Here is a 23,949-nt window from a genome sequence, read left to right as displayed (position 1 = left end):
TAATACTCATGTTTCTCTACTTTATCTTTATGATGATGGTTATTCACTATAGTGATGTATTAACACGACCTTTACTCGATGAGAGCCCCCAACTTCCGTACCCTGGACCTCAATCTGTTGCGGGTGTTCGACGAAGTCATGGCCGAACGCAGCCTGACCCGCGCCGCACGCAACCTGTCGCTGACCCAACCTGCTGTCAGCAACGCGCTGCGGCGCCTGCGCGAAACGCTGGGGGACGAGCTGGTTCAACGCAGCGGCCAGGGCATGGCGCCCACGCCGCGCGCCCTGGCGATCTGGCCGTCCGTGCGCGAGGCCCTGGCGCAGCTGCAGGCATCGCTGTCGCCCAGCGAGTTTGTCGCTGCCACCGCCAATACCGCCTTTGTGCTTGCCATGGCCGACGCGACCGCGGCGGAACTGATGCCGGGCCTGGTTGACACCCTGGAACGGGAAGCGCCCGGCGTGTCCATCCGCGTGATCCCGCTGACCACGCGCGACCCACGGCGCCTGCTGGATGAAGAAAGCTGCGATCTGGCGGTGGGCTATTTCCCCTCGGTGCTGGCCGACCTCACCGCGCAGGCACAAAGTGGCGGGCCCGGTGCCTTCGAGCACCAGCGGCTTTACGACGGGCAATACGTCTGCGTGATGCGCACCGGGCACCCGCTGGCCAGCGGGCCGCTGACGCTCAACCGCTTCTGCGCTGCGCGGCACATGCTGGTGAGTTTTTCCGGCCGGCCCTACGGCTTTATCGACGAGGCACTGGCCTCGTTGGGGCGCGAACGCCGGGTGGTGCTGACAGTGAACCAGTTTTTCACCGCTGGCCGGGTGGTGGCCAATTCCAATTTGCTGACGGTTCTGCCGCAACACTTTGCGCGCGTGACAGGTATCGCCGATCAATTGGTGCTGCGGCCACTGCCTTTCGATGTGTCGCCGGTGCATGTAGATGCGCTGTGGCACCGCCGCTCGCAGCAACGCAGCGCACATGCCTGGTTGCGCCAGGCGGTGGTGCGGGCGGCTGACAAGGCCTTCTCCAGCTGAGCATCCCGCACCCGACCGGGGAAGCGGCGTTTCCACATTGCCGTTACGGTGGCACCAAGGCATGCTATTTGCATCTGGCGGCAGACCCCCACCACGAAAGCCCAACATGCCCATCCGCCACCTGACCTCCCCCCTGCCTGTTCGCCGCCGCGGCGTACTGAAAACGCTGGCCGCTGGCGCTGCCTCCATGGCCTTGCCGGCTCTGGCGGCCTGGCCGGACAAACCGATACGGATCGTGGTGACCTTTCCAGCGGGCGGCGCCAGCGACATTGTGGCCAGGGTCATGGCCGAACAGCTTGGGAAAAAACTGCGACAGGCGGTGGTGGTCGACAACCGGCCAGGCGCCGGCGGCAGTGTGGGTGGCCTGCTGGTCGCACAGGCGCCCGCCGACGGCTACACGCTGATGCTGAGCAACTCCACACCGATTTCCATCGGTCCTTTCGCACTCGAGAAGCAGCCCTACGACCCGGTCGAAAGCTTCACCCACATTGCGCTGATCGGCAACGCGCCTTGCGTGGTGATGGCCAACCCGGCCGCACCCATCAAAACCATGCCTGACCTGGAGTCACAGGCGCGCAAACTGGGGCGGCTCGACTTTGGCTCGGGTGGCCCAGCGTCGATTGGGCACATTTACGGCGAACTCATGAAAAAGAACACAGGTGTGAACCTGGTGCACATCCCCTACCGGGGCGGCGCGCCCATGACGACGGATCTGATTGCCGGCGTGATCCCTGTGGGCATTGACGTCCTGACGGCGTATGTGCCCTACTTCAAAAGCGGGCAGCTGGTCCCGCTGGCTGTCACGTCGGCCAGCCGCTCAGCGCTGGTGCCCGAGGTGCCCAGCGTGCTGGAGTTTGGCTACCGCAAGCTGGTGCTGGAGAACTTTTTTGGCCTGAGCGGTCCTGCCAAAATGCCGCCTGAGGTGGTGGCACGACTTAACGCAGCCTGCAACGACATCCTGGCGGGCAGCGACATCAGGAAACGCATGCTCGATCTCGGCATCACGACCAGCCCGACCAGCCCCGCCACATTTGCCGGGTTTGTCAAGGAACAGGTCGCAGTGCTGGCACCGGCCGTCAAAGGGGCGGGCGTGAAACTTTAGCGATCCGCCACGTCTGCCGACAGATCAGCGCACCACTTTGAGGTAGGCACGCGCCGCACGGCGCAATTCCTGGGCACGCCGCGGGTTGCGCCCGGCAATTGACTCGGCACGCTCCAGCAGGTTGTGCGCCACGCCGTGCACCGGCGCCACACGCCGCAAGCTGGGAAGAAAACGGAAGACCTGGCTCAAAAGTTGATACATGGAAGATCGCCTGTCCGGCGTCCAAAGTTGCAATACCTCCAGATTAAGGGTTTTCCCTAGGGTTACAAGCCCAATCCAGCTCTTTTGCCATGCGCAAGCCGCATAGTTTGGCGACCAGCGGGCATGAGCCCGCGACGATACCTCCCTCGGAAGGCCATAAAGTCTTCCTGCACAATCGCCCAGTGAACATCCAGCTCCTGTCCGACCTGCACCTTGAATCGAACCCGCATTTTGTGGCCCGCCCACTCCCCGGCGCCGACCTGCTGGTGCTGGCCGGCGACATCGGCTCCTACCAGTCCGGCTCCTTGCTGGCCGATCTGCTGCACGACAGCGACTTCGGGCTTGCGCGATTTTCACCGCTGCCGGTCACGCAAGGTGGAGCGGGCTGGCCCACCCCGGTGCTTTTTGTGCCCGGCAACCATGAATACGACGCGCAGGATTTTGCCGCTACCTATGCGCGCCTGCGCCAGGTCTGCCAGCGACTGGGGCTGATCTGGCTGGAGAGCGAGGTGCTGGAAATCGCCGGTGTGCGTTTTGTCGGCAGCACGCTGTGGACAGACTTTGACGCGCTGGCGCCCGACCCCGACGCAGACCCCGCCCTGGCGCTGTCCGGGCAGTTGAAGGCCAGGGAAAAGGCCTTTCGCGCCGCCAACTTTTACCTGCGCAAAAACCATGCACTGGATAACGGCGAGCCCATGCTGGCCGAGGCGGTTCGCAGGCTGGGCCTAAAGAGCCAGGCCTGGCTGCGCCTGGCCCTGGCCACGCCATTCGCCGGCCCGACGGTGGTGGTAACGCACTTTGCGCCCAGCCTGCTCAGCGCCGACCCTCGCTACGGGCGGGCGCCGGGCACAGCGGGTTTCTGCAACGCACTCGATGACCTGCTGGTGCAGGCACAGCTCTGGCTGCATGGCCACCTGCATTGCCCCAGCGACTATGTGCAAAACGGCTGCCGGGTGGTGGCCAATCCGCTGGGTTATGCGCGCAAGGGAGAGCAGGATGGCTTTCGGCCCGAATTGCTTATCAATATCGGGCCCTAGCCCTTATGGGTCATGCGAAAATAGCTATCATATTGGTAGCAACCCATGTCACGGCCCTGGCCGCCCGGTCGACACCTTGGGCAGAAGCCGGTGGTAGACAAACAATCAGGGCGCAGCGCAGCGCCACCGAAATGGTTACGCCTTGTAATTGAAGCCTGCGCACAGGCAGCCAAGGCAAGGCAAGCGGGCCGCTACCGGTCCTGTCTGGCGTTCAGGCCATCAAAGCAGGTGCGTATCACCAGCTCAACGATCTCTTCATCGCTGTACAAGCCGCTGGCCCGCAAAAACTCGAGTACCGAGTCGCAGGCCCTAGCGTACAGGGTGTACAGCACCACAATGGGCGGCAGGCTGGGGTCCAGCGAGCCGGCCTTTTGCGCGCGCTCTATCCAGGCACCGATCTGGTCGCTGATGCGCACCAGACCATCCAGGTACGCTTTGTTGTTGACCAGCGTGGTGCGCAGGCTGGAGTTCTGGTGCGGCAGCGACGGCATCTCGCCGGCCAGCTGCAGGTTCAGCATCCAGCGCACCATGGCCTTGAGTTGTTGCAGCGGTTCCGCATCTGCGGGCAGCCCGGCCAGAAAGGCCTGCGCCAGCTCGACTACCCGCACCATGGCCGCGGCGGCCAGGTCTTCCTTGCTGGGGAAATGTTTGTAAAGACTGGCCTTGGCAATGCCGACATCAGCGGCCACCTCGTCCACGGTCATCAGGTCAAAGCCCTTTTCTGCGAGCAGCCGATTGACCGCCCGCACAATCGCGTCCTCCCGCGCCGCAAGCATTTGCGCCTTGAACGAAACCTTGGCCGGGCGCTCAGTCGCCTGCTCGGCGCTCGCCTTTGTGCGGGAAGTGATGGTGGTACTCATGCGCTCATTTTAGCCAATCACGTCAAAATGCAAAGCCTTTGAGTTATTTTTGACCATAAAGTCAGAATATTACCAAACAGTAATAAACAGTTTGTTCCTAAATAGCGCCGTCCTGTTTTCGCAGGCAGGTATCTTGCACAAAGAGATTTCTGGTTTCGCTGCTATTTCGCTTCTGTATCGCTTTTAGGAGCTCTGTATGATCACACCCTGGCCCGCCATCGCGGCATGGCTGCTGGCTGTCTCCACGGCGGTGGCGCTTGCGACAGCGGCGCCCAGCGATACCAGCGTGATGGGCCGGCTACCCTCTTTCATGGCGCGAACCCTGAACCACCAAGCCATCACTGTACCCGGCGGATTGCCCGCAGAACGTACGCTTGCACTGATCACGTTTCGCAGCACCCAGCGTGCGCATATTGAAGGCTGGATCCAGGGCCTGAACCTGCGGGCCGACCCGTCGATCGCCTGGATGCGCATGCCCATCCTCCATGACCCCGGCAACCCCGACGCTCGCGGGGCGATCGAAACCAGGCTTTTGCGCCACTACCCTGAAGGCGCTGAGCGCGACCGACTGCTGCCGGTGTTCACCGACCGGCAGCGTTTTGTCCGCTCGGCTGGCCTGGACGGGACCGACCAGGTGTACGCGGTGGTCATCAACCGGGACGGCGAGGTGCTGGCCAGGGCGGCAGGCGCTTTTGATGCGGACAAGGCCATGAGCCTTCGCGAGACGCTGCTAAAACGCGGGTTTTATTGACCCACTTCGATCACCGCCCCATCACCCCTCCTCGCTGGGCGCGTTACCGAGCGTGAAATAAAAGATGGCACCATGGCCTGGCTCGGAGGTCGCCCAGACCTTGCCGCCGTGGCGCGTGATGATGCGGTGGACCGTAGCCAGCCCGACGCCGGTTCCGCTGAACTCTGACACCGTGTGCAGGCGCTGGAATGCGCCAAACAGCTTGTCCGCATAGGTCATGTCGAACCCGGCGCCGTTGTCCCGCACGGCGTACACGTCATCGCCGTCAATGGCACTTTCGCGCCGGAACGAAATCAGCGTCTGCGGCTGCTTGCCGCTGAACTTCCAGGCGTTGCCGAGCAGATTGGCAAGCACCTGCTGCAACAGGCGCGCATCGCCGTGGGCCTGCAGCCCGGGCTGGATATCGAGCAACACCTCGCGCGCGGGTTCACGCTCGCGCAGCGCGGCGAAGATGGCCTCTGCCATCGCGCTCAAGTCCACCTGGTCCCAGCGCAGGCTGGTGCGAGAGACCTGGGCCAGCGACAGCAGGGCATCAATCAACTCACCCATCTGCGCCACCCCGGCACGTATGCGCGACAGGTAATGTCGGCTGCGCTCAGCTTCAACGCCTTTGCCGAGGTCGCGGCTGAGCAGGTTGCTGAAGCCATCGACCGCACTGAGCGGCGTGCGCAGATCGTGGGAGACGGAGTACGAAAAGGCCTCCAGCTGCTTGTTGGCAAATTCCAGCTGCCCGGTGCGCTGCTGTACCCGGTCTTCCAGGCTGGCGTTGAGGCGCAGTATTTCTTCCTGCGCGCGCTTTCGCTCCAGGCGTGCACGCACACTGCCGATGCCAAATGCCAGGTTGTCGGCCATGTCCTGCAACAGCTTGACCTCTTCCGCAGAGAACCGATCCACCTCCGAGCCATACATCCCCAACAGACCGAAGGTGTGCGCGCCATCGCGCAGCGGCAACATCAATGCGCTGCGGTAGCCGCGCTCCAGCGCCTGGGCGTGCCAGCTGAAATGCGCATCAGGCTGACTGATGTCGCTGCGCTGCTGCGGCTGGCCGCTGCGGATGGCTTCACCGGCGGGCCCGCGCCCAATTTCTTCACTGTCATGCCAGCTGAGCTTGATACTTGCGAGGTAGCCATCATCATGCCCGGCGCGCGCCATGGGCACAATGCTGCCGGCCTCGTCGTTGAGCGCAAAACCCACCCAGGCCATGCGGTAGCCGCCCAGTTCAACCGCCAGCCGACAAACCTCATTGAGCAATGCCGTTTCATCGTCCATGCGGATAACGGTTTCGTTGCATTGGCTGAGCATTTTCAGCGCGCGGTGGGTGCGCGCCAGTTCCAGGTCCGCCAGCTTGCGATCGGTGATGTCACGCGCAGTGCCCACCACACGCTGCACCAGGCCAGCAGAGTTGGTCACCGGATAGGCATGGTCCCGAATCCAGCGCACGGCGCCGTCCGGACGAATGATGCGGTATTCCAGGTGCGTGCTGACGCCCCTGGCGTGCGCCTGCGCACCCTGAGCTTGCTGGGCCTGATCGTCCGGGTGGATACCCCGCCCAAAAGAATCGGGCTGGCCATCCAGGCTGTCGACGCTACGGCCCCACAACTCTTCATAAGCGGGGCTGACGTACAAAAACCGGCCACTGGCGAAGTCGCGGTTGTAAAACACCGTCTCGACGTTCTGGGCAAGCTCGCGAAACCGCGCCTCGCTGACCAGCAAGGCCTGCCCGGCACGGGCACTTTCGATGGCAATACGCGCCAGCCTGACTGCGGACTCCACCAGTGTGTGATCGCGGGCTTGCGGCTCATACGGCGCGTGGTGGTAAATCGCAAAGGTGGCCAGCACCGTGCCGCTGGTCGAGAGCACCGGTGTGGACCAGCAGGCATGCAGGTCAAAATCACGCGCCAACGCCACATAGTTGCGCATCAGCGGGTCGCGCTCAATATCGCTGACAATGACCGCTTTTTTTCGTGCGGCTGCGGTGCCGCAGGCGCCTGCTCCCTCGGCGATTTCCAGGCCATCGATATGGCGGTTGAATTCTGCGGGCAGGCTGGGTGCCGCGCCATGACGCAGCTGCCCACCCTCGGACAACATGATGGCGCACAGGCTGCCCGGGGCCCGCGCTTCTATCAACCGCACGATGGCCTCCAGCGATTCGTGCAGTGGCACGCCGCCAGCCATCAGCTCCAGCACCTGCTCCTGGTCGCGGGTGAAGTCCTTGGTCATCTGACGCTCGGTGATGTCGGTGAATACGGCCAAGGCCCCTACCAGGGTGCCGGTCTCATCGTGCAGTGGCCGGACGTTGTGCCGAAGCACCCTGTCATCGTGGTAAGGCAGGCGCAACACCATGTCGAGACCGTCCACACTTTCGCCGCGCAAGGCGCGGCTCAGCGGCCTGTCCTGCGGCTGACACTCCTGCCCTTCGTCCAGCGCCAGCATCTGGTGGCCCTGGCGCCATTGCGTCAGTGTCATGCCGGCCTGGTGGTCCGCAAACATCTTTCTGGCCGCCGCATTGAAGAGCAGAAAGCGGTCCTGTAGATCAATCGCAATCACACCTTCGCTCATGCTGTTGATGATCAGATCCAGCATGGAGCGCTCTTTGCCAACCTCCAGCAGCGTATGGTCCAGCGCGCGCTGGCGCATCTGAAGGGATTCGGCCATGGCGTTGAAGGTGCTGGCAAGATGACCCAGTTCGCCCCGGTCCACCGAGCCGATGGCCACCCGCGCGGCCAGGTTGCCACGCGCCAGCTCACGGGCCTCGCGCAATATGGCGGCCGCCGGATTGACAAGCATGCGCTGACCCACGAACCAGGCGACGACAAGGCCAGCCAGAGCGGCGGCCAGCAGGACGGCCACCTGAAGCGCGGCGTCGGTCGGCGTGACCGCGCGTGCCTGCCTGTCCACGAAGGCCCACGCCAGCAAGCCGAGCAGGGGCAGCATGGCAATCAGGATCAGCGCCACCAAACGAGAACGAAGCCCCCAAGAACTCAGCATGTCATAACCCCCTGTGCCTCTCCTTTTTTGGTCAGCCCACCAGCGACTGGCCCCATCTGGTCCCTGACACCCACGCCGCAGGTGACATCGTAGCCTTTTGCCTGGCCCAGGGCGAATCAGGCAGCACTTGGCCTTGCGGTGACTGCCTCCTTCGGACTTCGAGAGCAGACCTTCCTACAGGGCGCGACTTCATGCACTGACAGACCAAAAGACGGGGATGCGGCATCGTGCAGACAGGAACACCGTCACCCAAAGGAGAAAACACATGAGCAATTCCAGCCCGTCGCGGCCCGCCAGCGGTGAAGCGGCTCACCACACGCAGGCTGTAGAACCAGGCAGCAGCGAGGGCATGTCAACCAGGGCGCCGACCACAGGACGGTCGCGACCGGGGCAAAACGTGACCCCACAAGACGCGTCGGATGAAAGCGGTCTGGCTTTGCCCCACGAGCGCGACCAGACCAGCGCCATGACCGACGCGCAACCGGATCCGCAAGTGCGGCAAGCAGCACGCGATCTGAAACGAAATTTGCAGGACACAGGCAAAGACGCGGCCATGGACCGGACCTACCAGAAGCTCAAGGGGCCGTGACGCTGGCCCATCGGGCTGCAATTTGCTATGCTATTGATAGCTGTTTGCGCACACCCCATAAGGGCTACAGTCCGATTTCGCTTGATACTCGGGCCACAGCGGCTGTCAGGGCACCCGCGGGCCGGGCAAAGCGGGGCCCATGCGCTCGCTCATCCACCGCAGCAAGTCCAGCCACATCTGGCGCATCTCCGCATCCAGCGGTGTGCGCGTGGAATTCGGCAGCTCGATGGTGACCACTGGCACGCCTTTGTGCACCCCGCCGTAGTTGCCCAAAGAACCGGGGAATATGCCGACCTGGTCCAGATAGAGGCGGCCCAGCTTGGACGGCGGCACAGAGGGTCCGTCAAAATCCAGCACGCCGTACGGCGCGTGGATGCTGACAATCAGGTGCGGCTTGAAGCGCTGCATCTCGCCGTGCAAAAAAGCCGACTCGGGCTCTGACAGCGGTTTCGGCCCGGGCCAGCGGCGCGGGTCTTTGCGGGTGCGTTTTTCCCAGTACACCTTGGCGTCGCGCTCCCAGTTGGGTGTTGGAAAATTGCGGTTCAGGTCGACCCCGTTGGCGTTGACACGGCGCGGCGGCGTGGACAGCAGGCCGTCAGGGTTGAGCGCTGGCACAAAGCGCCAATGCACTGCCTGCGACCAGGGCGTCGCCATCTGTTCGGCCAGCTGGATCCAGTGCAGGGCTACCGATGCCGAGGACAGCTCATCGCCATGTATGGCGCCGAGCACCAGCACACGCAAGCGGACATCGTCGGGCTGGATGTCGCGCATCCAGAGAGGCTGGCCCTTGACGGAGCGGGCGGTCGTGGCTTCGAGCCTGGCCGCCTCGCACAGGCTGCGTTTGACGTTGGGCAGCTTGCGCACGAATTCGTCGCAAGGCGCTGCCGCATGGGCTGGCAAAACAAACAAGGCAGACAGCAGCAGCGTGAGTGTCCTGTGCCGCAAATAAGGTGATGAAATGAAATTGACCATTCGGCTGTCAGGCAAGGCGGGAGGAGGCGACATAGCCGTAGCTATGGCAACGACGAACAACGCCGCATGGCGGCTGAATGGGCGATTTCATATCGCCTTTATTTGCGGGACAGGACACTGGACAACAGGAAGTACGCATGGCCGAATTTTAGCGGCCACCGCACCGTCAGCGGCCAGCACGGGCGAGACCCGGAGTGCGGGCTGCTTCAGGTAAATTACAGCCATGTCCCCTCCCGTATCCCCCCGCCAGGCTGGCCGCCCGAGTTTTTCAGGCCGCGAATTTCGCGCATCGCTGGCCATGTTCGCCACCGGGGTCACGATTGTGACGGCGCGCGCCGCCAGCGGTGAGTTGATCGGGCTGACCGCCAACTCCTTCAACTCCGTGTCGCTGGAGCCGCCGCTGGTGCTCTGGAGCCTGGCGCGCGCGGCCGGCTCTCTGCCCGCGCTGAGCACCGGTTCGCACTACGCGATCAACATCCTGGCGGCCGACCAGAAGGAGCTGGCGGAGCGTTTTGCCGCCAGACGCGAAGGCCGTTGGGCCGACGTTGCCTGGACCGAAGGTGTGGGCGGCGCCCCCTTGCTGACGGGCGCTGCTGCCGTCTTCGAATGTTTCAACCGCAGCCGCTATGAAGAAGGCGACCATGTGATTTTTGTCGGCGAAGTGGAGCGCTGCAGCCACCGCGCGGGCGCCGCGCCGCTGCTGTTTCACGGCGGCCGGTTTTACACCGAGCACCCCTTGTGATGCCGGACACGCAAGCTGAGCACCAGCACGCCCCACCATGATCCCACGCAAAAATCACCTCGACACCCTGTCCATCGCCCTGCTCCTCGCCTGCTGCCTGTTCTGGGGCTTTCAGCAGGTGCTGGTCAAGGCCACGCTGGTGGAAGTGCCGCCGGCCTTCCAGGCGTCCATCCGTTTTGCCGGTGCCACCGTGCTGCTGCTGTTGTGGTGCGTCTGGCGCGGCGTCAAATTGTTTGGCGCCGACGGCTCTTTGCGTGCGGGGCTGCTGGCGGGCAGCCTGTTCGCCGCCGAGTTTGCCTGCCTGTATGTGGGCCTGCAGTACACCAGTGCCTCGCGGCTCACGGTGTTTCTCTACACCTCACCGTTCTGGGTGGCGGCCCTGTTGCCGATCTGGGTGAAGTCTGAAACGCTGAGGCCCGTGCAATGGCTGGGTCTGGCCTGTGCGTTTGCGGCGGTGGCTTTTGCGCTGCGCGAAGGCTTCAGCGCTGGCGCGGCATCGACCTGGCTCGGCGACGTGATGGCGTTGACGGCCGGCATGTTGTGGGGCCTGACCACCGTGGTCATCCGCGCGTCCTCGCTGGCCAAAGTGTCCGCAGAAAAGCTGCTTTTTTACCAGGTGGCCGTCAGCACGGTAACCCTGCCGCTGCTGTCGCTGGCACTCGGCGAACAGTGGGTGGGGTCCTTCAGCCCGTTTGCCGTCACATCCTTGGTGTTGCAGACGGTGGTGGGCGCATTTGCCAGCTACCTGGCGTGGATGTGGATGCTGGGCCGGTATCCGGCGACCAAAATTTCTGTCTTTGTGTTTTTGACGCCGCTGTTTGCGCTGCTGTTCGGCGCGCTGTGGCTCCATGAAGCGGCCACCCCCAGCCTGCTGGCGGCGCTGGCGCTGGTGGCGGCGGGCATCGTGCTGGTCAACCGCAAGCCCGCGACCTGAGTCGCCCCTTGCGGCGGTGGCTTATTGCGAAGCGGTGATGCCGCCATCCAGGTACAACACCTGACCGGTGACAAAAGCCGCTGCCGGTGCTGCAAAAAACACCGCTGCGCCCGCCACGTCCTGGGGATCCGCAACGCGTCCCAGCGGAATGCGGTCCAGCACCTGCTTGCGGGTGTCCGGGTTTTCCAGCCAGTGGCGCGCCATGTCGGTTTGGACCACCGTAGGCGCAATGCCGTTGACGGTGATGCCATGGACAGCCAGTTCACTGGCGTGTTGGCGAATCATCATCACCAGCCCGCCCTTGCTGCTGCAATAGGCCGAATAGCCGCGTCCGCGCAGGCCAAGCTGGGCACGCACCGACAGCAGATGCACCTGGGCACCACCGCGACCGCCCTCGATCTGCTTTTTGGCTGCAGCCTGGGCCAGGAACATCGCCGCCTTGAGGTTGACCTGAAGCACCTCGTCATAAACCTCCTCGGTGACCTCCAGCAAGGCCTGCTCGCGCTGCATGCCCACGCAGTTGACAAGGATGTCCAGGCCACCGAAGTGCCGGGCCACCGCGTCCACCGATTCCTGGATGTGTGGCACCGAGTGCGCGTCCATGGCCAGGCCCAGCGCATCATGGCCGGCGGCCCGCAAGGCAGCGGCAACCGCCTGCGCCTTGCCCTCGTCGCGCCCGGACACCGCCACGCGCGCCCCGGCCAGGGCCAGCGCCCAGGCGATCGCCTCGCCGATACCGCCATAACCGCCGGGAACATAAGCAGTTTTACCGCGCAGGTCAAAAAGCCCGGACAGTGCCGAAGTGAAATCGATGCGCGGGGTGATGCTCATGGGTGTTCTGTAAAACGTTGCTAGCAAAGGCGGGAAGTCAGTCAAGGCGGCCTGGAGGCCTTCAGTCCATCAACAGTCCACCGTTCAGGTCAATGATCTCACCGGTGATGAACCCCGACAGCGGAGAGGCCAGAAAACGCACCACATGCGCAAACTCTTCGGGCTCGCAAAAGCGTCCCACCGGAATATCGCGCAGCAACTTCTGGCGCTGCTCTTCGTTGAGCTGCTCGGTGATCATCGGCGTCCGCACGTAGGCAGGCGCGATGGCATTGGCCGTCACACCAAATGCCGCAAGTTCGCGCGCCAGTGAAAATGTCAATGCGCTCATGGCGCCCTTGGACACCGAGTAAGCGGTGCCCGCCGTCAACCCTCCGGTTTTGGCCGCGAGCGAGCTGGTGTTGATGATGCGGCCAAAGCGCCTGGCCTTCATGGCCGGTACCACCTGCTGGGCCAGGAAAAACGCGCCGTCAAGGTTGGCGCCCATGACCCGTCGCCATTCACCCGCATCGGTCGCTTCGACCTTGTTGTTGGAGAGAATGCCGGCGTTGTTCACCAGGATGTCCACCGGGCCCAGCGCTCCCACAATCAGCGCATGGCCCTCCAGCACGTTGCCGGCATCACCGATGTCGAAGGAAAAGGGCAAGGCAGACGGGCCCAGCTCCGCAGCCAGCGCACGGTTGCGCTCGTGGTTCACATCAACCATCGCCACCTTGCACCCGTCCTCCAGCAACACGCGTACCGCCGCCAGACCCATGGTGCCAGCTGCACCGGTGACCAGCGCGACTTTATCTTGGAGCGGTTTCATCAATTAACTTTCTACAGTCATGCGAATATTCAAGTCCAGTAACAGCGCGGAACCGGCTTTGCCGGGCCGCAGCTGTTGCCCCCCAGGGGGGCCCATCTAGGCATCCAGCACACTTTTCTTGCCAAACAAACCGCGCGAACGGAAGGTCACCACCGCGATGAACAACAAATACATGGACATCAGCGACCACTCGGAAGCATAAGAGCCGGTCATGCCAACCACCATACCCACCATCAAGCCGGCAATCACCGCCCCCCAGAGCGAACCCACCCCGCCGAGCACAATGATCAGGAAGGCCGGCACCACCGCATCCACCCCCACATGCGGCCGGATGCCCCAGATGGGAGCCATCACCACACCGGCAATCGCTGCCAGCGCCACACCCAGGCCAAACACAAAGAGGCGCAGGCGCGACAGATTGATGCCCAGTGCGCGCACCATTTCGCTGTCGTGTGCGCCAGCCTTGATGATGGCACCGTAAGGCGTTTTTTGCAGAAACAGCCACAACAGCAAAATCATCAGTATGGCAAAACCGCTGGCGAAGAACCGGTACTTTGAGTACACCAGATCGCCCAGAAGAAAGGCGCCCGAAATGGCCTGCGGCAAGGCCAGTTGCTTCTCGGACGAGCCCCAGATCACGCGTATGCCCTCTTCAATCACCAGCGCAGCACCGAAAGTCAGCAGCAAGCCATAAAGCGGGTCACGGCCATACGTGCGACGCATGCACAGCTCCAGCAGCATGCCGAACAGGCCGACAAAGATGGGCGCCAGAATCAGCGCAATCAGGTAACGGGTTTCGATCGGAAAGGCCATGTACCAGGCCTGCAGGCCCGGAAACATGCCAAGCTGCGGCGCCACCATGAACAGCGCGAAATACATGCCGAGCGCAAAGAGCGAACCATGCGCCAGATTGATGGTCTCCATGACCCCCACAATCAGCATGAAGCCAAGCGCAATGAGCGCGAACAGCAGACCCAGCGAAACGCCGTTGACGAGATGGGGAAGAATTTGAAAAATGAAATCCATGGAAGTCTTTGCGTTGGAAGGGTTGGTTTCGCGGGGCTTGATTACGGCTCGTAAGTGGGCGTCTGGGCATACGATTCCAGCTTGCATTGCTGCATGGCGTCCTTGTCTTCCACCTCGTCCGGCCGCATCCGCCCGAGGATGCGAAAGATGTCGTCTTCCTGCTTGGGGAAGGAGTTGTACGAGGCCATGTAAATGTTCTGCTGCAACTGGTGCGTCACAGGGTTCATGTAGGCGTCTTCATGCTGCATGCGCCGAATGGCCGGAACCTTGAGATTTTCCAGTTCGCGGATGATTTTCAGGTTGTTGGTGGATCCAACCCGTTCAATGGCGCTGAACAGTTCGTGGGTTGCCACGTACCCGTTGTAAAACACGTTGCCCGGCACCTTGATGCGGTAGCCGGGGTTGGCGCGCTGGTACCGGACAACAAATTCCTTGACGCCTGGCAAGGTCAGGCCCCAATACCAGGTCGTACCGAATATGCCGAACATGGCCTCCCGGCCCAGGCCGTACACGTCAGGCCAGTCCTGCTGGTTGTTGATCCAGCCAAAGCTGCGGTCCAGCCCGGCTTTGCGCACCTGCTCACGCAGCGCCTTGAGATCATCGCCGCCGACCGCGGTAGCAATCACGCCGGGGTTGAGTTGCTGGATTTTCTTGAGCTGGGCTGAGAAGTCGCGCGTATTTTGCGGTACCAGCAATTCTTCGACAATGCGCCCGCCGTTGCTTTCGACAATGCTGCGTATGCCCTTGGCCGTGTTGTGGCCCCACAGGTAGTCGCTGGTCAGCAACAACCAGTTGCGGCCAAAACCCGTCATGGCACCTTTGACTACCGAGGTTGAAAAGTTGGTGCCGTTGCCGTCCCAGACAAACTTCACACGGTGACAGTCTTTGCCGGCCTCCGTCGGTGAACTGGAATTGGTGTTGAAATAGATGCAGCCGGACTTCTGGGCCACTTTGGAAATGGCATTGGCTGCGCCGGAGTGCACGCCGCCCATCAGGAAGCCAACTTCCTTGCCGCTCAACATCTCGGTAGCGACCGCCGCTGCCTTGACCGCATCACCGCCGGTGTCGGCGTGCACGGTTTCAATGCGGCGTCCGAGCACGCCACCGCGCTCATTGGCCTCGGCGATCGCCATCAGAATGCCGCGCCGCTCGTCCTGTCCGCTGGCACCGTATTGACCGGTGTCATCGGTGGTCAGTCCGATCAGCAAGGGCTTCTTGCCATTCGCCTGCGCCCAGGCACGATGCACCGACCATGGGCCAAAACAGCCCAGGACGGCGGCACCGGTACCCTGAATCAGTTTTCGTCTCTGCCGCTGGGCGAGCGTCGGGATGGCTGCGCCCTGCAGCGCTCCCGCGCCGCTGTTGTGGTCGGTGCTCATGGTGGTGCCTACACGTCGTAAGTCGGAGTAGCTTCGTAGCTCTCCAGCTTGCAGGCGTTCTGGGCGTCCTTGTCCTGCACATCCTTGGGATCGCTCTGGGTCACGATCCTGAAGATGTCGTCCTTCTCGGCCGGCGCCTCGTTGTAAGTGGCCATGTAAATGGTCTGCTGGCACTGGTGGGTCACCGGGTCCATCCATGCGTCAAAGTGCTGCAGGCGGTCCACCGCGCTCATCTTGCGGCCTTCCAGCTTTTTGATGACGGCGATGTTGTTGGTGGTGCCGGCTTCTTCGGCACAACGCAACAGCTCGCGCGTCGCCATGTAGCCGTTGTGATAGACGTTGCCGGGCACACGGATCGCCATGCCCGGAAATTGCTTCTGGTAGGCCGCCACAAACTCTTTCACACCCGGCAGGTTGAGTTTCCAGTACCAGGTCGTCCCAAACACGCCAAAGATCGACTCAGGGCCAAGGCCATACACATCAGGCCAGTCCTGCTGGTTGTTGATCCACGCCATGCTCTGGTTCATCTTGAGCTGTACCACCTGCTGGCGCAGTGCCTTGATGTCATCACCGCCCACAGCGGTGGCGACAACGTGTGGTTTGAGCTGCTGCAACTTGAGCAGGTAGGAAGCGAAATCACGGGTGTTCTGCGGCACCAGCAACTCTTCGACGATGCGGCCGCCATTGGCCTCGACGATCGCGCGCGTGGCCTTGGATGTGGTGTGGCCCCACACGTAGTCGTTGGTCAGCAACACCCAGTTGCGGCCGTTGGCCTTGATCGCATTTTTGACAATGGCGTTGGAAAAGTTGGTGCCGTTGCCGTCCCAGACGAACTTGGTACGGTGGCAGTCCTTGCCGGCCTCTGTGGGCGAGCTGGAGTTGGTATTGAGAAAAATGGTGCCGTACTTCTGGGCAACCTGCGAGATGGCGTTGGAAACACCGGAATGGACCGCCCCGATCAGGAAGGACGCCTCATTGCGCGTGATCATGCGCTCCGCGGCGCGGGAACCGGTGGCAGGCGTGGTTTCGGTGTCGATGTGAATCGCCTCAATACGCCGGCCCAGCACACCGCCCTTGTCATTGAATTCCTTGATCGCCATCATGGCGCCAAGACGCTCCATCGTGCCGGAGGCGCCATACTGCCCGGATGCATCCATGGTCAGGCCAATGGTCAGCGGCTTTTTCTGACCGGTTTGGGCCCACACATGGTTATGCTTCCAGGGGCCCATGAACGGTGCGGCGCCATACAGCCCCGCGCCGACCAGCGCCAGGCTTGAATTTTTGAGCATCTTGCGCCTGGACGCCGATGCCGCGTCCTGGGTTGGGCCAGATGGTGTTTCATTCTTGATATCGCTCATGCTTGTCTCCTTCAATGGTTGGTGGATTTAACGGGGAATGATCTTGACGTCGTTCAATTTTTCCTGGGCTTCAAAAAGGGATGCAATCAGCTTGTCGCCAAAACCGGCGTTGACTGCCTGTACAAAACTCTGGTGTGCCGCCTCGCCCATGAAGCTGGAGACCGGCAGCATTTCGGCAAGGTGGGTGTAATAGCGCAGGTCTTTCTGAGCGTTGGCGATGCCAAACTTGAATCCAGTGACATCACCCTCCTGGAGGGTTTTTGTCGTCATCATCTGGAAAATTCCGCAATTGACACCGCCTGCCGAGATGACTTCATAAAGACGGTTCAGGCTCAGCCCGCTTTTGGCGGCGACGGCAAATGCCTCTGCAATGGACGCGGCAAAACTCATGGCCATCATGTTGTTGACGAGCTTGAGCACATGGCCATGGCCGGGCGGTCCCACATGGAAGATGTTTTCGCAAAAGGCCTTGAGCACAGGCTCCAGGGTCTTGAAGTCTTCCGGGCTGGCCCCGACCATGGTGTTCAGGCGCCCCTCCTCAGCCTCTTTCGGGGTACGGGCCAACGGCGCATCGACCAGCCGAATGCCCCTGGCGGCGAGGTCCGCGCGGATTTTTGCACTGGAAGCAGGCTCTGCAGTCGACGTGTCAACCACGATCAGTCCCTCACGACCGGCACTGAGCAAACCATTGTTGCCATAGACAATTTCTTCGACTTGCGGCGATCCGGTGACGCAGATAAAAACAATGTCCGAGGACTGGGCGCATTGCGCGTTGGTGCTGGCTTCCTGTGCGCCGGCTGCAATCAGGTCGGCCAGGTTGTCGCGGTTGCGGTTGACCTTGAAAGTCAGCGCATAACCCTTGGCCAGCAGGTTTTTAGCCATGCCGTGCCCCATCATGCCGATACCGATAAATCCGATTTTTGGTGTCATGCTTTTTACCTTTGCGTTGTTAGTTGGCCAGCGCCTCAGTGGCCCCGCTTCGTGCTTCATCCCACAGCTTGATCAGCCGCAAGTACCGTTGCGCCACATCCCTGACCACATCGGCGTCGCTCATCTGGCCGCCAAACCAGGCGGTCGCAGCCTCTGCGAAGATGGATCGGCCGACGGCAAACCCGCGGCATATCGGGTGCGGCGCAGCGACCCTGAAACTCTGCTCCAGCTCGTCCTCACTGGCCTCCAGTCCCAGAACCAGCACGCCACGGCAATGCGGGTCGTAGCGCTCAATCACCTCGGCAATGGCCGCCCATTCGGCGGCAGAAGCTGCCGGTGGCAGCTTCCACCAGTCAGGGAAGATGCCGGCTGCGTAGATCTGCGCCAGGGCTTCGGGCACGGTGGTTTCGTCGCTCTGCATGTCGTTGGGTGGAATCACTTCCACGAGGAACTCATGAAAGGTCTCCACGCTGGCCCGTTGCAACTCTGACAGGCGTGAAAGCTGGGTCTCGCGCAACGCGGTGGGGTCGTGCGGGTGGTAACTCACCAGGCACTTGGCCACATGTTCCCCGGGCCAGGCGCGCATGGCCAGCCCAAGGTGGGCGCCGGCTTCAAATCGCAGAGGGCGGGACCCTGGCAGCTCGACCGGCCGGGCAATCCACCAGCCTTTGCCGGTCATCGCTGGAAACACGTCTTCCCCGAAGCGCCCGTCGACGATGATGCCCACGCCCGGCCGGCGCCCAGCTCCCTGGCGCGCGCCCTCGGCAATCAGGGCCTTGAACAGGTTGATCCGCTCATTGCCGACGCCGTGTCGGGCGGCAATGTCTTCAAGCTGAACCCGGTGATCAAATGCGAGGATGACCAGCTCCTCCCAACGGCGTGTGCGCGTGCTGACGCGATGCAGGTGCTCCAGCTGTGCGTCCTCGCGCAGGCGGCGCGTCGTGGACCCGTGCAGCAGAAAGTACTGCAACTCCTCCCAGCTGGCCATGGCAGGTGCACAACCGTGGCGCGACACCACCAGGGCGCCACAGGCGTTGGCATAGGCGCAGCAACGGGCGAGGGGTTCGTCCCTGATCCACCCGCGCAAAAATCCGGCCATGAAAGCATCACCGGCGCCAAGCACGTTGTACACATCGACGGGAAAACCGGGACCCTTCAACCCTTTTTCAAGATCGTCCGGAATGGGCCCGTCAAACACCACGCAGCCCATGGGGCCACGCTTGACCACCAACGTCGCCACCGTCAATTCACGGAGGCGGCGCAATGCAGCCAGCGTATCCGTGCTGCCGCCTGCGATATGGATTTCTTCTTCCGTACCGACCACCAGGTCACACTGACCGATGACTGTCTGCAGGTGCGCACTGACCTCGGGCGAGGGCACAAATCGCTGCTCACCCATGCCGGGACTGGCAAGGCCCCACAACACGGGTCGGTAGTCGATGTCCAGTACCACGCGTGTGCCGGCCGCACGGGCCAGCGTCATCGCCTTGCAGCAGCTGGCATAGGTATGCGGCTGGGAAAGGTGGGTACCCGACAGCAGCAGCGCCGTGCTGGAGGCGATGAAGTCTGCGTCAAAATCCTCCTGACTGATGGCCATGTCGGCGCAGTTGTCGCGGTAAAAAATCAGGGGAAATGTATCGCGGTCCTGGATGCCCAGGAACACAAGCGCTGTCAGGCGTTTCGGGTCGGTGGCAACATGGCTCACATCCACACCCTCGGCCATCAGCGTTTCACGTACGAAACGCCCATGGTGTTCGTCGCCAACGCGCGTCAGCATGGCCGCCTTCAGACCCAGCCGCGACGAGCCGACCGCTGTATTGGCCGGAGAGCCGCCCAGGTACTTGGTAAAGGTCAGCATATCCTCCAGCCGCCCGCCAATCTGCTCCCCATAGAGGTCTACAGCGGCCCGACCCATGCAAATCAGATCAAAAGCGCGTTTCATCGGGTCTCCTTGCGACGCGGCGCGGCACGCACCGGTTTGTCCGCCGATTGCTCGGCCAGGTGGTGCCCGGTACTGACCACAAGAGCCTGCGCAAGACAAAGCGGTGCTACCAACGAGCGGAAAGGTTTGGAAGAGTCATCGGCCAGCTCCAGGCAGACCCTGGCCGATGCCTTCAGCGGTGACAGCGGCCCGTCCGTGATGGCGATCACCGACGCTCCACAGCGGCTTGCGGTGGCGGCGGCCTCTATGACTTCGGGCGAGTAGTTTCGAAAGCTCGCGGCGATCATCACGTCGCCGGGGGCGATCGAACGCAAACTCTCCCGCAGCATGCCGCCAGCGCCATCGAGCAGATGGGTTTTAAGCTCAAGCTGGCTCAGCGCATAGGCCAGATAACCCGCCACAGGAAAAGCCCGCCGCTGCGCCAGGACATGAATGCGCGGCGCGACGGCGATCAGCTTGACAGCTGCCTTCATGTCCAGTTGCGAGACCTTCTCCTCCAGGTGCCCCAGCTCCGCGACAGATTCGGTCACCAGCTGGTGCAAAACGCTTGATGGGGCACGCGCGCCCCGCACCTGCTTGCGCCGCATTTGTTCAATGCGCTCCCGGTAGGTGTCTGAACGCTCAAGCAGATGCCCACGAAAGACCTGCTGCATTTCGGAGAATCCGCCGTAGCCCAAGGCATTGGCAAAACGGATCATGGCCGAGGGCTGCACCTCGGTGGCCTCGGCCACGGTCGCCACCGTGCCCAGCGCCATATCATGAGGCTGCTCCAGCGCAAACCGCGCGATGCGTTGCAGTTGTTTGGACATACCCGGGTAGGCCCGGCTTATCACGTCTTTCAACTCATCGTAAGTTGTCACAGATTCCATAAATACTCCGCGCTGCCTTGGAAATGTGCGCCGGAAAAGATCTCTGGCGCGACACGTAAATAGAACAAATATTCTTGCATTTTCAAATATTAGAACGTATATTCTGTTTTGTCCAGCTTTTTTTATTTATTCCTTCAGAGACAACTTCATGCAACTCGCCTCAGGCCGCGCGCCCCTCTTTCCACCGCCAATGCTGATCACATTGGCGATCCTGCTGTCCACGCCGCTCTGGGTCACACATGTGGGCCTGTATCAATACCTGGCCCTCGAAATCATGATCTGGATTTTGTTTGCGATGGGCTACAACCTGCTGCTCGGTTTCACCGGTCTGCCGTCCTTCGGACATGGCGCTTTTTTTGGGGTAGGGGCCTACGCTTTCGGTTTGCTGCAACTACGGGTCTGGCCGAACTTGTGGTTCGATCTGCTGGGCGCTGTGCTGGTCGCTACAGCCGTGGGAGCGCTGGTCGCGCTTTTTATTTCACACCGGCGTGGCATTTACTACGCGCTGCTGACCATCGCTTTTGGCCAGGTGTTCTGGTTTGTTGCCAACAAGTGGCATACCGTCACCGGTGGCGAAGACGGACTGCTCAACATCAAGCGCCTTCCGGCCGACTTCGGTTTTGTATCCTTTAGCCTGGCCAGCAACGACGCCCTGTTTTTCTTTGGTCTGGCCGTATTCGCGATTGTGCTGTTCGGCCTCTGGCGCCTGATCCACTCGCCGCTCGGGCGCATTTTCAGCGCCATCAAGCAAAACGAAACCCGCGCTGCGTTTGTCGGCTACAACGTCTGGCTTTACAAGTGGCTGGCTTTCACGCTTTCCACCGCTGTGGCTGGCCTGGCTGGCGCCCTGTTTGCCATGGCCCAGCAGTCGGCTTACCCGAACGTCATGAGCCTTCACAATTCGGGATTCGTCGTGATGATGGTATTGATAGGCGGCGGCCTGGTGAGCTTCTGGGGGCCGCTGATTGGCGCCGTCTTTTTCATCCTGGCCCGCGATTTGCTGGGCGCTTACACCGAGACCTGGTTGCTTTGGTACGGTCTGATTTTCATGGCCATGGTTCTCTACAAACCAGAAGGTGTTGCAGGTGCGTGGCAGGCCTGGCGGGCCAGGGTAAAGCCAGCGCCCGCGCCTGTCGCAGTTCCCGCAGGAGGTGCGCTGTGAAGCTGTTTGAAGCCACTGGCCTTTCCAAACGTTTCGGTGCCCAGGTAGTGCTGCAGGATATTTCACTGGGCTTTGAGGAAGGTCAACTGGCCGGCATCATGGGACCCAATGGCGCCGGAAAAACCACCTGCTTCAACGTACTGACGGGTCGCTACAAACCCGACCGTGGAACGGTCACTTTCGCCGGCCAGGACATCACCGGCCTGTCGCCGCGCGAGATCGCCCGCAAAGGTGTCTCGCGGTCTTTTCAGATCATGAATCTTTTTGACAGCTACACCGCGCTCGACAACGTGCTGGTCGCCACACCCCATGTACGCAAGCAGGGTTTCAACCCCTGGCGCGACCTGGGGGCGGACAGCACCGCACAGGATCTGGCGGCCGCCGTGCTGGAGCGGGTAGGCCTCAAGGGCAAGGAACGCATATTGGCCAGCAGCCTGTCCTACGGTGAACGCCGCGCACTCGAAATAGGCGTTGCACTTGCCGCCGAGCCACGCATGCTGTTTCTGGATGAGCCGACCGCAGGCCTCGGTGCAGAGGGCACCGCACGGCTCGCCGGGCTGGTGAGGGAACTGAAACGGCAGCTGACCATCGTCATTATTGAGCACGACATGAATTTTCTTTTCAGTCTGGCCGACCAGATTTCCGTCATTCATTGGGGTCAGGTCATCACCCAGGGCACACCTGCCGAGCTGCGGCAAAACGAGTGGGTGCGCCGCTCCAACCTGGGAGCCATGGCATGAACGCGGTCCTCAAACCATCTCCGCAAGCCGAAATGCTTTCGGTCGATCACATCGACACTTTTTACGGCGAGACGCAGGTGTTGTTCGACGTTTCCCTCCAGGTCGGTGCTGGCGAGGTCGTTGCCTTGCTCGGGCCCAATGGCGCTGGAAAAACCACCACCCTGCGCTCTATTTTGGGGCTGACGCAGGCGAACAAGGGGGCCATCCGTTTTGATGGGCAGGACATCACACACGCTCCGACGCACGAAATTGCCCAGGCCGGTATGGGCTGGGTGCCGGACGACCGGCGTATTTTCCCGACGCTGACGGTGGCCCGCAATCTGGCGATTGCGCGCAAGAATACGCGCTTTCGCAAATGGAGTCAGAAAGAGTGCTTCGAGATCTTCAGTGCGATGGAGTACCTGATGCACCGCGAATGCGAAAACCTCTCCGGTGGCGAAATGCAGATGGTGGCCATCTCGCGCGCACTGCTTGGTTCGCCCGGGCTGGTGCTGTTTGACGAGCCGAGTCAGGGTCTGGCACCCAAGGTGGTTCAGGACGTGATGAAAACCATCACCCGCCTGAAGACCGAGGGCATTGCGGTGCTGGTCGTCGAGCAAAACGTACAAAGCGCGCTGCAGGTTGCCGACCGGGTTTATGTGATGGACCACGGCAAGATTGTTCACGACGGTCCCGCAGCCGATTTGCGCAATGACGCGGCCCTGCGCTTACATTTATTGGGAGTTTAGTCCGTATGAGTCACCCTCTATTGCGCGTTGAAAACGTCGCGAAACGTTATCAGCGCGGTATTTTTCGCAAGACCACGACCTTTTCGCTGACTGCCGATTTCGAGGTCAACAAGCCTTGTGTGATCGGCGTCATGGGGCCCAACGGTTCAGGCAAGACCACGCTGTTTGAACTGATCACCGGAAGCAACCTGCCGACAGGGGGACGTGTTCTCGTCAATGGTCAGGATATTCATGCGGTGCGCACCACGGAGCGCGACCGTCTTGCGGTTCATTACCACCAGTCCTACCAGGTGCGCTCTTTCCAGAAGAGCAAGCCCGACTTCATGCTGGAGCATGCTGCGGTCAACTCGCCACTGGTGCACTTGTTTGACGAACCCCAGTTCAATACGCAGGACGGCTATATCGGGTTCATGCTGGATTTTTTCAGCAAACTCAAAAGCCAGGGGCGCATAGTGTTCCTGTGCCTGCATCCCAACGAGCCTTATCACATCGACATTCTGCGCAAAAGCTGTGAGCGCTTTATTTTTGTGCAAAAAGGTGTGGTGACGCAGGCACCAGACTTCAACAGCCTGGCGGCTGACCCGAGGGTGCGCGCCTATCTGGGTGCACTGGCACCAACCCTGGAATCAAGCCGGGAAGCGCCCGGCCCACAGCTTCAGCCTGCCTGATCTTCTGCTCTTGTGCCGCCACGCCCTCTGTGGCCTGGCTACGCGCCACGTCTATTCAACAAAGAAACCGCATGACCGCAACCCTTCCCGTTCTCACGCATATTGCGCCCGCCCTCCTGGGACACTGGACAGCGGGCAAACACGCCCCTGGCCTGTCCAGCCGCAGCCAGCCCGTCTTCAACCCTGCCAGCGGAGCAGTGACAGGCCGCGTGGCCCTGGCCAACGCCGCTGAAGTCGATGCTGCAGTTGCCGCAGGGGTTGCCGCCTTCCCCGCCTGGGCCGACACCCCACCGATTCGCC

At 61.8% G+C, this 23,949-nt stretch carries 24 protein-coding genes; 12 read left to right on the top strand and 12 right to left on the bottom strand.

All coding sequences use genetic code 11. From position 1 onward, the window contains the following. The first annotated feature begins 78 nt into the window (after nucleotides 1-78). Both Q8L50_RS08445 and Q8L50_RS08440 read left to right on the top strand, forming a co-directional pair. Nucleotides 79-1,035, top strand: coding sequence for a LysR family transcriptional regulator (locus tag Q8L50_RS08445; RefSeq protein ID WP_305348224.1), 957 nt, complete (start codon nucleotides 79-81; stop codon nucleotides 1,033-1,035). Between the two features lie 106 nt (nucleotides 1,036-1,141). Next, a complete protein-coding gene (locus tag Q8L50_RS08440) occupies nucleotides 1,142-2,137 on the top strand; it encodes a tripartite tricarboxylate transporter substrate binding protein (protein WP_305348223.1) in 996 nt (331 codons plus the stop codon). A gap of 24 nt (nucleotides 2,138-2,161) precedes the next feature. On the opposite strand, the gene Q8L50_RS08435 is transcribed toward Q8L50_RS08440, so the two are convergent. Continuing rightward, nucleotides 2,162-2,338 carry a hypothetical protein gene (locus Q8L50_RS08435; protein ID WP_305348222.1) on the bottom strand — a complete coding sequence of 59 codons (177 nt, stop codon included), beginning with the start codon at nucleotides 2,336-2,338 and terminating at the stop codon, nucleotides 2,162-2,164. Between the two features lie 182 nt (nucleotides 2,339-2,520). Between Q8L50_RS08435 and Q8L50_RS08430 the strand changes: the two genes are divergently transcribed. Beyond that, nucleotides 2,521-3,375, top strand: coding sequence for a metallophosphoesterase (locus tag Q8L50_RS08430; RefSeq protein WP_305348221.1), 855 nt, complete (start codon nucleotides 2,521-2,523; stop codon nucleotides 3,373-3,375). Between the two features lie 191 nt (nucleotides 3,376-3,566). On the opposite strand, the gene Q8L50_RS08425 is transcribed toward Q8L50_RS08430, so the two are convergent. After that, nucleotides 3,567-4,235: a TetR/AcrR family transcriptional regulator gene (locus tag Q8L50_RS08425; protein ID WP_370869767.1), complete on the bottom strand. Its 669-nt coding sequence runs from the start codon at nucleotides 4,233-4,235 to the stop codon at nucleotides 3,567-3,569. Between the two features lie 196 nt (nucleotides 4,236-4,431). Here Q8L50_RS08425 and Q8L50_RS08420 point away from each other — a divergent pair, with 196 nt between their 5' ends. Then, nucleotides 4,432-4,986, top strand: coding sequence for a hypothetical protein (locus tag Q8L50_RS08420; RefSeq protein WP_305348220.1), 555 nt, complete (start codon nucleotides 4,432-4,434; stop codon nucleotides 4,984-4,986). 21 nt (nucleotides 4,987-5,007) lie between these two features. Here Q8L50_RS08420 and Q8L50_RS08415 read toward each other — a convergent pair whose 3' ends face one another. Beyond that, entirely contained in the window at nucleotides 5,008-7,974 is a 2,967-nt protein-coding gene (locus tag Q8L50_RS08415; protein WP_305348219.1) for a GAF domain-containing protein, read from the bottom strand. Between the two features lie 265 nt (nucleotides 7,975-8,239). On the opposite strand from Q8L50_RS08415, the gene Q8L50_RS08410 reads away from it, so the two are divergent. After that, nucleotides 8,240-8,563 (top strand): hypothetical protein, encoded by a 324-nt coding sequence (locus Q8L50_RS08410; protein ID WP_305348218.1) that lies wholly within the window; start codon nucleotides 8,240-8,242, stop codon nucleotides 8,561-8,563. Nucleotides 8,564-8,668: 105 nt separating this feature from the next. On the opposite strand, the gene Q8L50_RS08405 is transcribed toward Q8L50_RS08410, so the two are convergent. Next, entirely contained in the window at nucleotides 8,669-9,535 is an 867-nt protein-coding gene (locus Q8L50_RS08405; RefSeq protein WP_305348217.1) for a M14 family zinc carboxypeptidase, read from the bottom strand. A gap of 223 nt (nucleotides 9,536-9,758) precedes the next feature. Between Q8L50_RS08405 and Q8L50_RS08400 the strand changes: the two genes are divergently transcribed. After that, on the top strand, nucleotides 9,759-10,277 hold the full coding sequence (locus Q8L50_RS08400) for a flavin reductase family protein (protein WP_305348216.1): 519 nt from the start codon (nucleotides 9,759-9,761) through the stop codon (nucleotides 10,275-10,277). Nucleotides 10,278-10,314: 37 nt separating this feature from the next. Further along, nucleotides 10,315-11,211: a DMT family transporter gene (locus tag Q8L50_RS08395; protein WP_305348215.1), complete on the top strand. Its 897-nt coding sequence runs from the start codon at nucleotides 10,315-10,317 to the stop codon at nucleotides 11,209-11,211. 21 nt (nucleotides 11,212-11,232) lie between these two features. Here the strand turns inward: Q8L50_RS08395 and Q8L50_RS08390 are convergent, their stop codons facing one another. The 8 genes from Q8L50_RS08390 to Q8L50_RS08355 all read right to left on the bottom strand — a co-directional run bounded on the left by Q8L50_RS08390 (nucleotide 11,233) and on the right by Q8L50_RS08355 (nucleotide 20,351). Then, the gene (locus tag Q8L50_RS08390) at nucleotides 11,233-12,042 is read right to left on the bottom strand and encodes an SDR family NAD(P)-dependent oxidoreductase (RefSeq protein WP_305348214.1); all 810 of its coding nucleotides are present in this window, start codon (nucleotides 12,040-12,042) and stop codon (nucleotides 11,233-11,235) included. Between the two features lie 61 nt (nucleotides 12,043-12,103). Next, nucleotides 12,104-12,847 (bottom strand): SDR family NAD(P)-dependent oxidoreductase, encoded by a 744-nt coding sequence (locus tag Q8L50_RS08385; protein ID WP_305348213.1) that lies wholly within the window; start codon nucleotides 12,845-12,847, stop codon nucleotides 12,104-12,106. Between the two features lie 96 nt (nucleotides 12,848-12,943). Beyond that, nucleotides 12,944-13,873, bottom strand: a complete 930-nt coding sequence (locus tag Q8L50_RS08380; RefSeq protein ID WP_305348212.1) for a branched-chain amino acid ABC transporter permease — start codon at nucleotides 13,871-13,873, stop codon at nucleotides 12,944-12,946. Nucleotides 13,874-13,914: 41 nt separating this feature from the next. Beyond that, on the bottom strand, nucleotides 13,915-15,252 hold the full coding sequence (locus Q8L50_RS08375) for an ABC transporter substrate-binding protein (protein ID WP_305348211.1): 1,338 nt from the start codon (nucleotides 15,250-15,252) through the stop codon (nucleotides 13,915-13,917). Between the two features lie 8 nt (nucleotides 15,253-15,260). Then, nucleotides 15,261-16,610 carry an ABC transporter substrate-binding protein gene (locus Q8L50_RS08370; RefSeq protein WP_305348210.1) on the bottom strand — a complete coding sequence of 450 codons (1,350 nt, stop codon included), beginning with the start codon at nucleotides 16,608-16,610 and terminating at the stop codon, nucleotides 15,261-15,263. 27 nt (nucleotides 16,611-16,637) lie between these two features. Beyond that, nucleotides 16,638-17,540: an NAD(P)-dependent oxidoreductase gene (locus Q8L50_RS08365; RefSeq protein ID WP_305348209.1), complete on the bottom strand. Its 903-nt coding sequence runs from the start codon at nucleotides 17,538-17,540 to the stop codon at nucleotides 16,638-16,640. 19 nt (nucleotides 17,541-17,559) lie between these two features. Beyond that, nucleotides 17,560-19,482 (bottom strand): 5-dehydro-2-deoxygluconokinase, encoded by a 1,923-nt coding sequence (gene iolC / locus Q8L50_RS08360; RefSeq protein WP_305348208.1) that lies wholly within the window; start codon nucleotides 19,480-19,482, stop codon nucleotides 17,560-17,562. After that, nucleotides 19,479-20,351 carry a MurR/RpiR family transcriptional regulator gene (locus Q8L50_RS08355; RefSeq protein ID WP_305348207.1) on the bottom strand — a complete coding sequence of 291 codons (873 nt, stop codon included), beginning with the start codon at nucleotides 20,349-20,351 and terminating at the stop codon, nucleotides 19,479-19,481. The genes iolC and Q8L50_RS08355 overlap by 4 nt, the downstream gene beginning before the upstream one ends. A 148-nt stretch (nucleotides 20,352-20,499) precedes the next feature. Here Q8L50_RS08355 and Q8L50_RS08350 point away from each other — a divergent pair, with 148 nt between their 5' ends. The 5 genes from Q8L50_RS08350 to Q8L50_RS08330 form a co-directional block, all read left to right on the top strand. After that, on the top strand, nucleotides 20,500-21,513 hold the full coding sequence (locus Q8L50_RS08350; protein WP_305348206.1) for a branched-chain amino acid ABC transporter permease: 1,014 nt from the start codon (nucleotides 20,500-20,502) through the stop codon (nucleotides 21,511-21,513). After that, on the top strand, nucleotides 21,510-22,253 hold the full coding sequence (locus Q8L50_RS08345) for an ABC transporter ATP-binding protein (RefSeq protein WP_305348205.1): 744 nt from the start codon (nucleotides 21,510-21,512) through the stop codon (nucleotides 22,251-22,253). Before Q8L50_RS08350 ends, Q8L50_RS08345 begins: the two co-directional genes overlap by 4 nt. After that, entirely contained in the window at nucleotides 22,250-22,981 is a 732-nt protein-coding gene (locus Q8L50_RS08340; RefSeq protein ID WP_305348204.1) for an ABC transporter ATP-binding protein, read from the top strand. Before Q8L50_RS08345 ends, Q8L50_RS08340 begins: the two co-directional genes overlap by 4 nt. 5 nt (nucleotides 22,982-22,986) lie before the next feature. Then, nucleotides 22,987-23,649, top strand: coding sequence for an ATP-binding cassette domain-containing protein (locus Q8L50_RS08335; RefSeq protein ID WP_305348203.1), 663 nt, complete (start codon nucleotides 22,987-22,989; stop codon nucleotides 23,647-23,649). Between the two features lie 71 nt (nucleotides 23,650-23,720). Further along, a partial coding sequence (locus tag Q8L50_RS08330; protein WP_305348202.1) for an aldehyde dehydrogenase family protein occupies nucleotides 23,721-23,949 on the top strand: 229 nt, incomplete at its 3' end.

Source organism: Polaromonas sp. (assembly GCF_030680935.1).
In the GTDB taxonomy this organism is placed as follows: Bacteria; Pseudomonadota; Gammaproteobacteria; order Burkholderiales; family Burkholderiaceae_C; genus Polaromonas.
This window is presented reverse-complemented; position numbering and strand designations above follow the sequence as displayed.

What these genes read in the sequence shown, in the direction of transcription:
- Q8L50_RS08445 (WP_305348224.1), top strand. Translation starts at nt 79, where the DNA reads ATGAGAGCCCCCAACTTCCGTACCCTGGACCTCAATCTGTTGCGGGTG.
- Q8L50_RS08395 (WP_305348215.1), top strand. Translation starts at nt 10,315, where the DNA reads ATGATCCCACGCAAAAATCACCTCGACACCCTGTCCATCGCCCTGCTC.
- Q8L50_RS08385 (WP_305348213.1), bottom strand. Translation starts at nt 12,847, where the DNA reads ATGAAACCGCTCCAAGATAAAGTCGCGCTGGTCACCGGTGCAGCTGGC.
- Q8L50_RS08435 (WP_305348222.1), bottom strand. Translation starts at nt 2,338, where the DNA reads ATGTATCAACTTTTGAGCCAGGTCTTCCGTTTTCTTCCCAGCTTGCGG.
- Q8L50_RS08410 (WP_305348218.1), top strand. Translation starts at nt 8,240, where the DNA reads ATGAGCAATTCCAGCCCGTCGCGGCCCGCCAGCGGTGAAGCGGCTCAC.
- Q8L50_RS08335 (WP_305348203.1), top strand. Translation starts at nt 22,987, where the DNA reads ATGAGTCACCCTCTATTGCGCGTTGAAAACGTCGCGAAACGTTATCAG.
- Q8L50_RS08440 (WP_305348223.1), top strand. Translation starts at nt 1,142, where the DNA reads ATGCCCATCCGCCACCTGACCTCCCCCCTGCCTGTTCGCCGCCGCGGC.
- Q8L50_RS08375 (WP_305348211.1), bottom strand. Translation starts at nt 15,252, where the DNA reads ATGAGCACCGACCACAACAGCGGCGCGGGAGCGCTGCAGGGCGCAGCC.
- Q8L50_RS08355 (WP_305348207.1), bottom strand. Translation starts at nt 20,351, where the DNA reads ATGGAATCTGTGACAACTTACGATGAGTTGAAAGACGTGATAAGCCGG.
- Q8L50_RS08390 (WP_305348214.1), bottom strand. Translation starts at nt 12,042, where the DNA reads ATGAGCATCACCCCGCGCATCGATTTCACTTCGGCACTGTCCGGGCTT.
- iolC (WP_305348208.1), bottom strand. Translation starts at nt 19,482, where the DNA reads ATGAAACGCGCTTTTGATCTGATTTGCATGGGTCGGGCCGCTGTAGAC.
- Q8L50_RS08425 (WP_370869767.1), bottom strand. Translation starts at nt 4,235, where the DNA reads ATGAGTACCACCATCACTTCCCGCACAAAGGCGAGCGCCGAGCAGGCG.
- Q8L50_RS08365 (WP_305348209.1), bottom strand. Translation starts at nt 17,540, where the DNA reads ATGACACCAAAAATCGGATTTATCGGTATCGGCATGATGGGGCACGGC.
- Q8L50_RS08415 (WP_305348219.1), bottom strand. Translation starts at nt 7,974, where the DNA reads ATGCTGAGTTCTTGGGGGCTTCGTTCTCGTTTGGTGGCGCTGATCCTG.
- Q8L50_RS08340 (WP_305348204.1), top strand. Translation starts at nt 22,250, where the DNA reads ATGAACGCGGTCCTCAAACCATCTCCGCAAGCCGAAATGCTTTCGGTC.
- Q8L50_RS08420 (WP_305348220.1), top strand. Translation starts at nt 4,432, where the DNA reads ATGATCACACCCTGGCCCGCCATCGCGGCATGGCTGCTGGCTGTCTCC.
- Q8L50_RS08350 (WP_305348206.1), top strand. Translation starts at nt 20,500, where the DNA reads ATGCAACTCGCCTCAGGCCGCGCGCCCCTCTTTCCACCGCCAATGCTG.
- Q8L50_RS08370 (WP_305348210.1), bottom strand. Translation starts at nt 16,610, where the DNA reads ATGAGCGATATCAAGAATGAAACACCATCTGGCCCAACCCAGGACGCG.
- Q8L50_RS08405 (WP_305348217.1), bottom strand. Translation starts at nt 9,535, where the DNA reads ATGGTCAATTTCATTTCATCACCTTATTTGCGGCACAGGACACTCACG.
- Q8L50_RS08380 (WP_305348212.1), bottom strand. Translation starts at nt 13,873, where the DNA reads ATGGATTTCATTTTTCAAATTCTTCCCCATCTCGTCAACGGCGTTTCG.
- Q8L50_RS08400 (WP_305348216.1), top strand. Translation starts at nt 9,759, where the DNA reads ATGTCCCCTCCCGTATCCCCCCGCCAGGCTGGCCGCCCGAGTTTTTCA.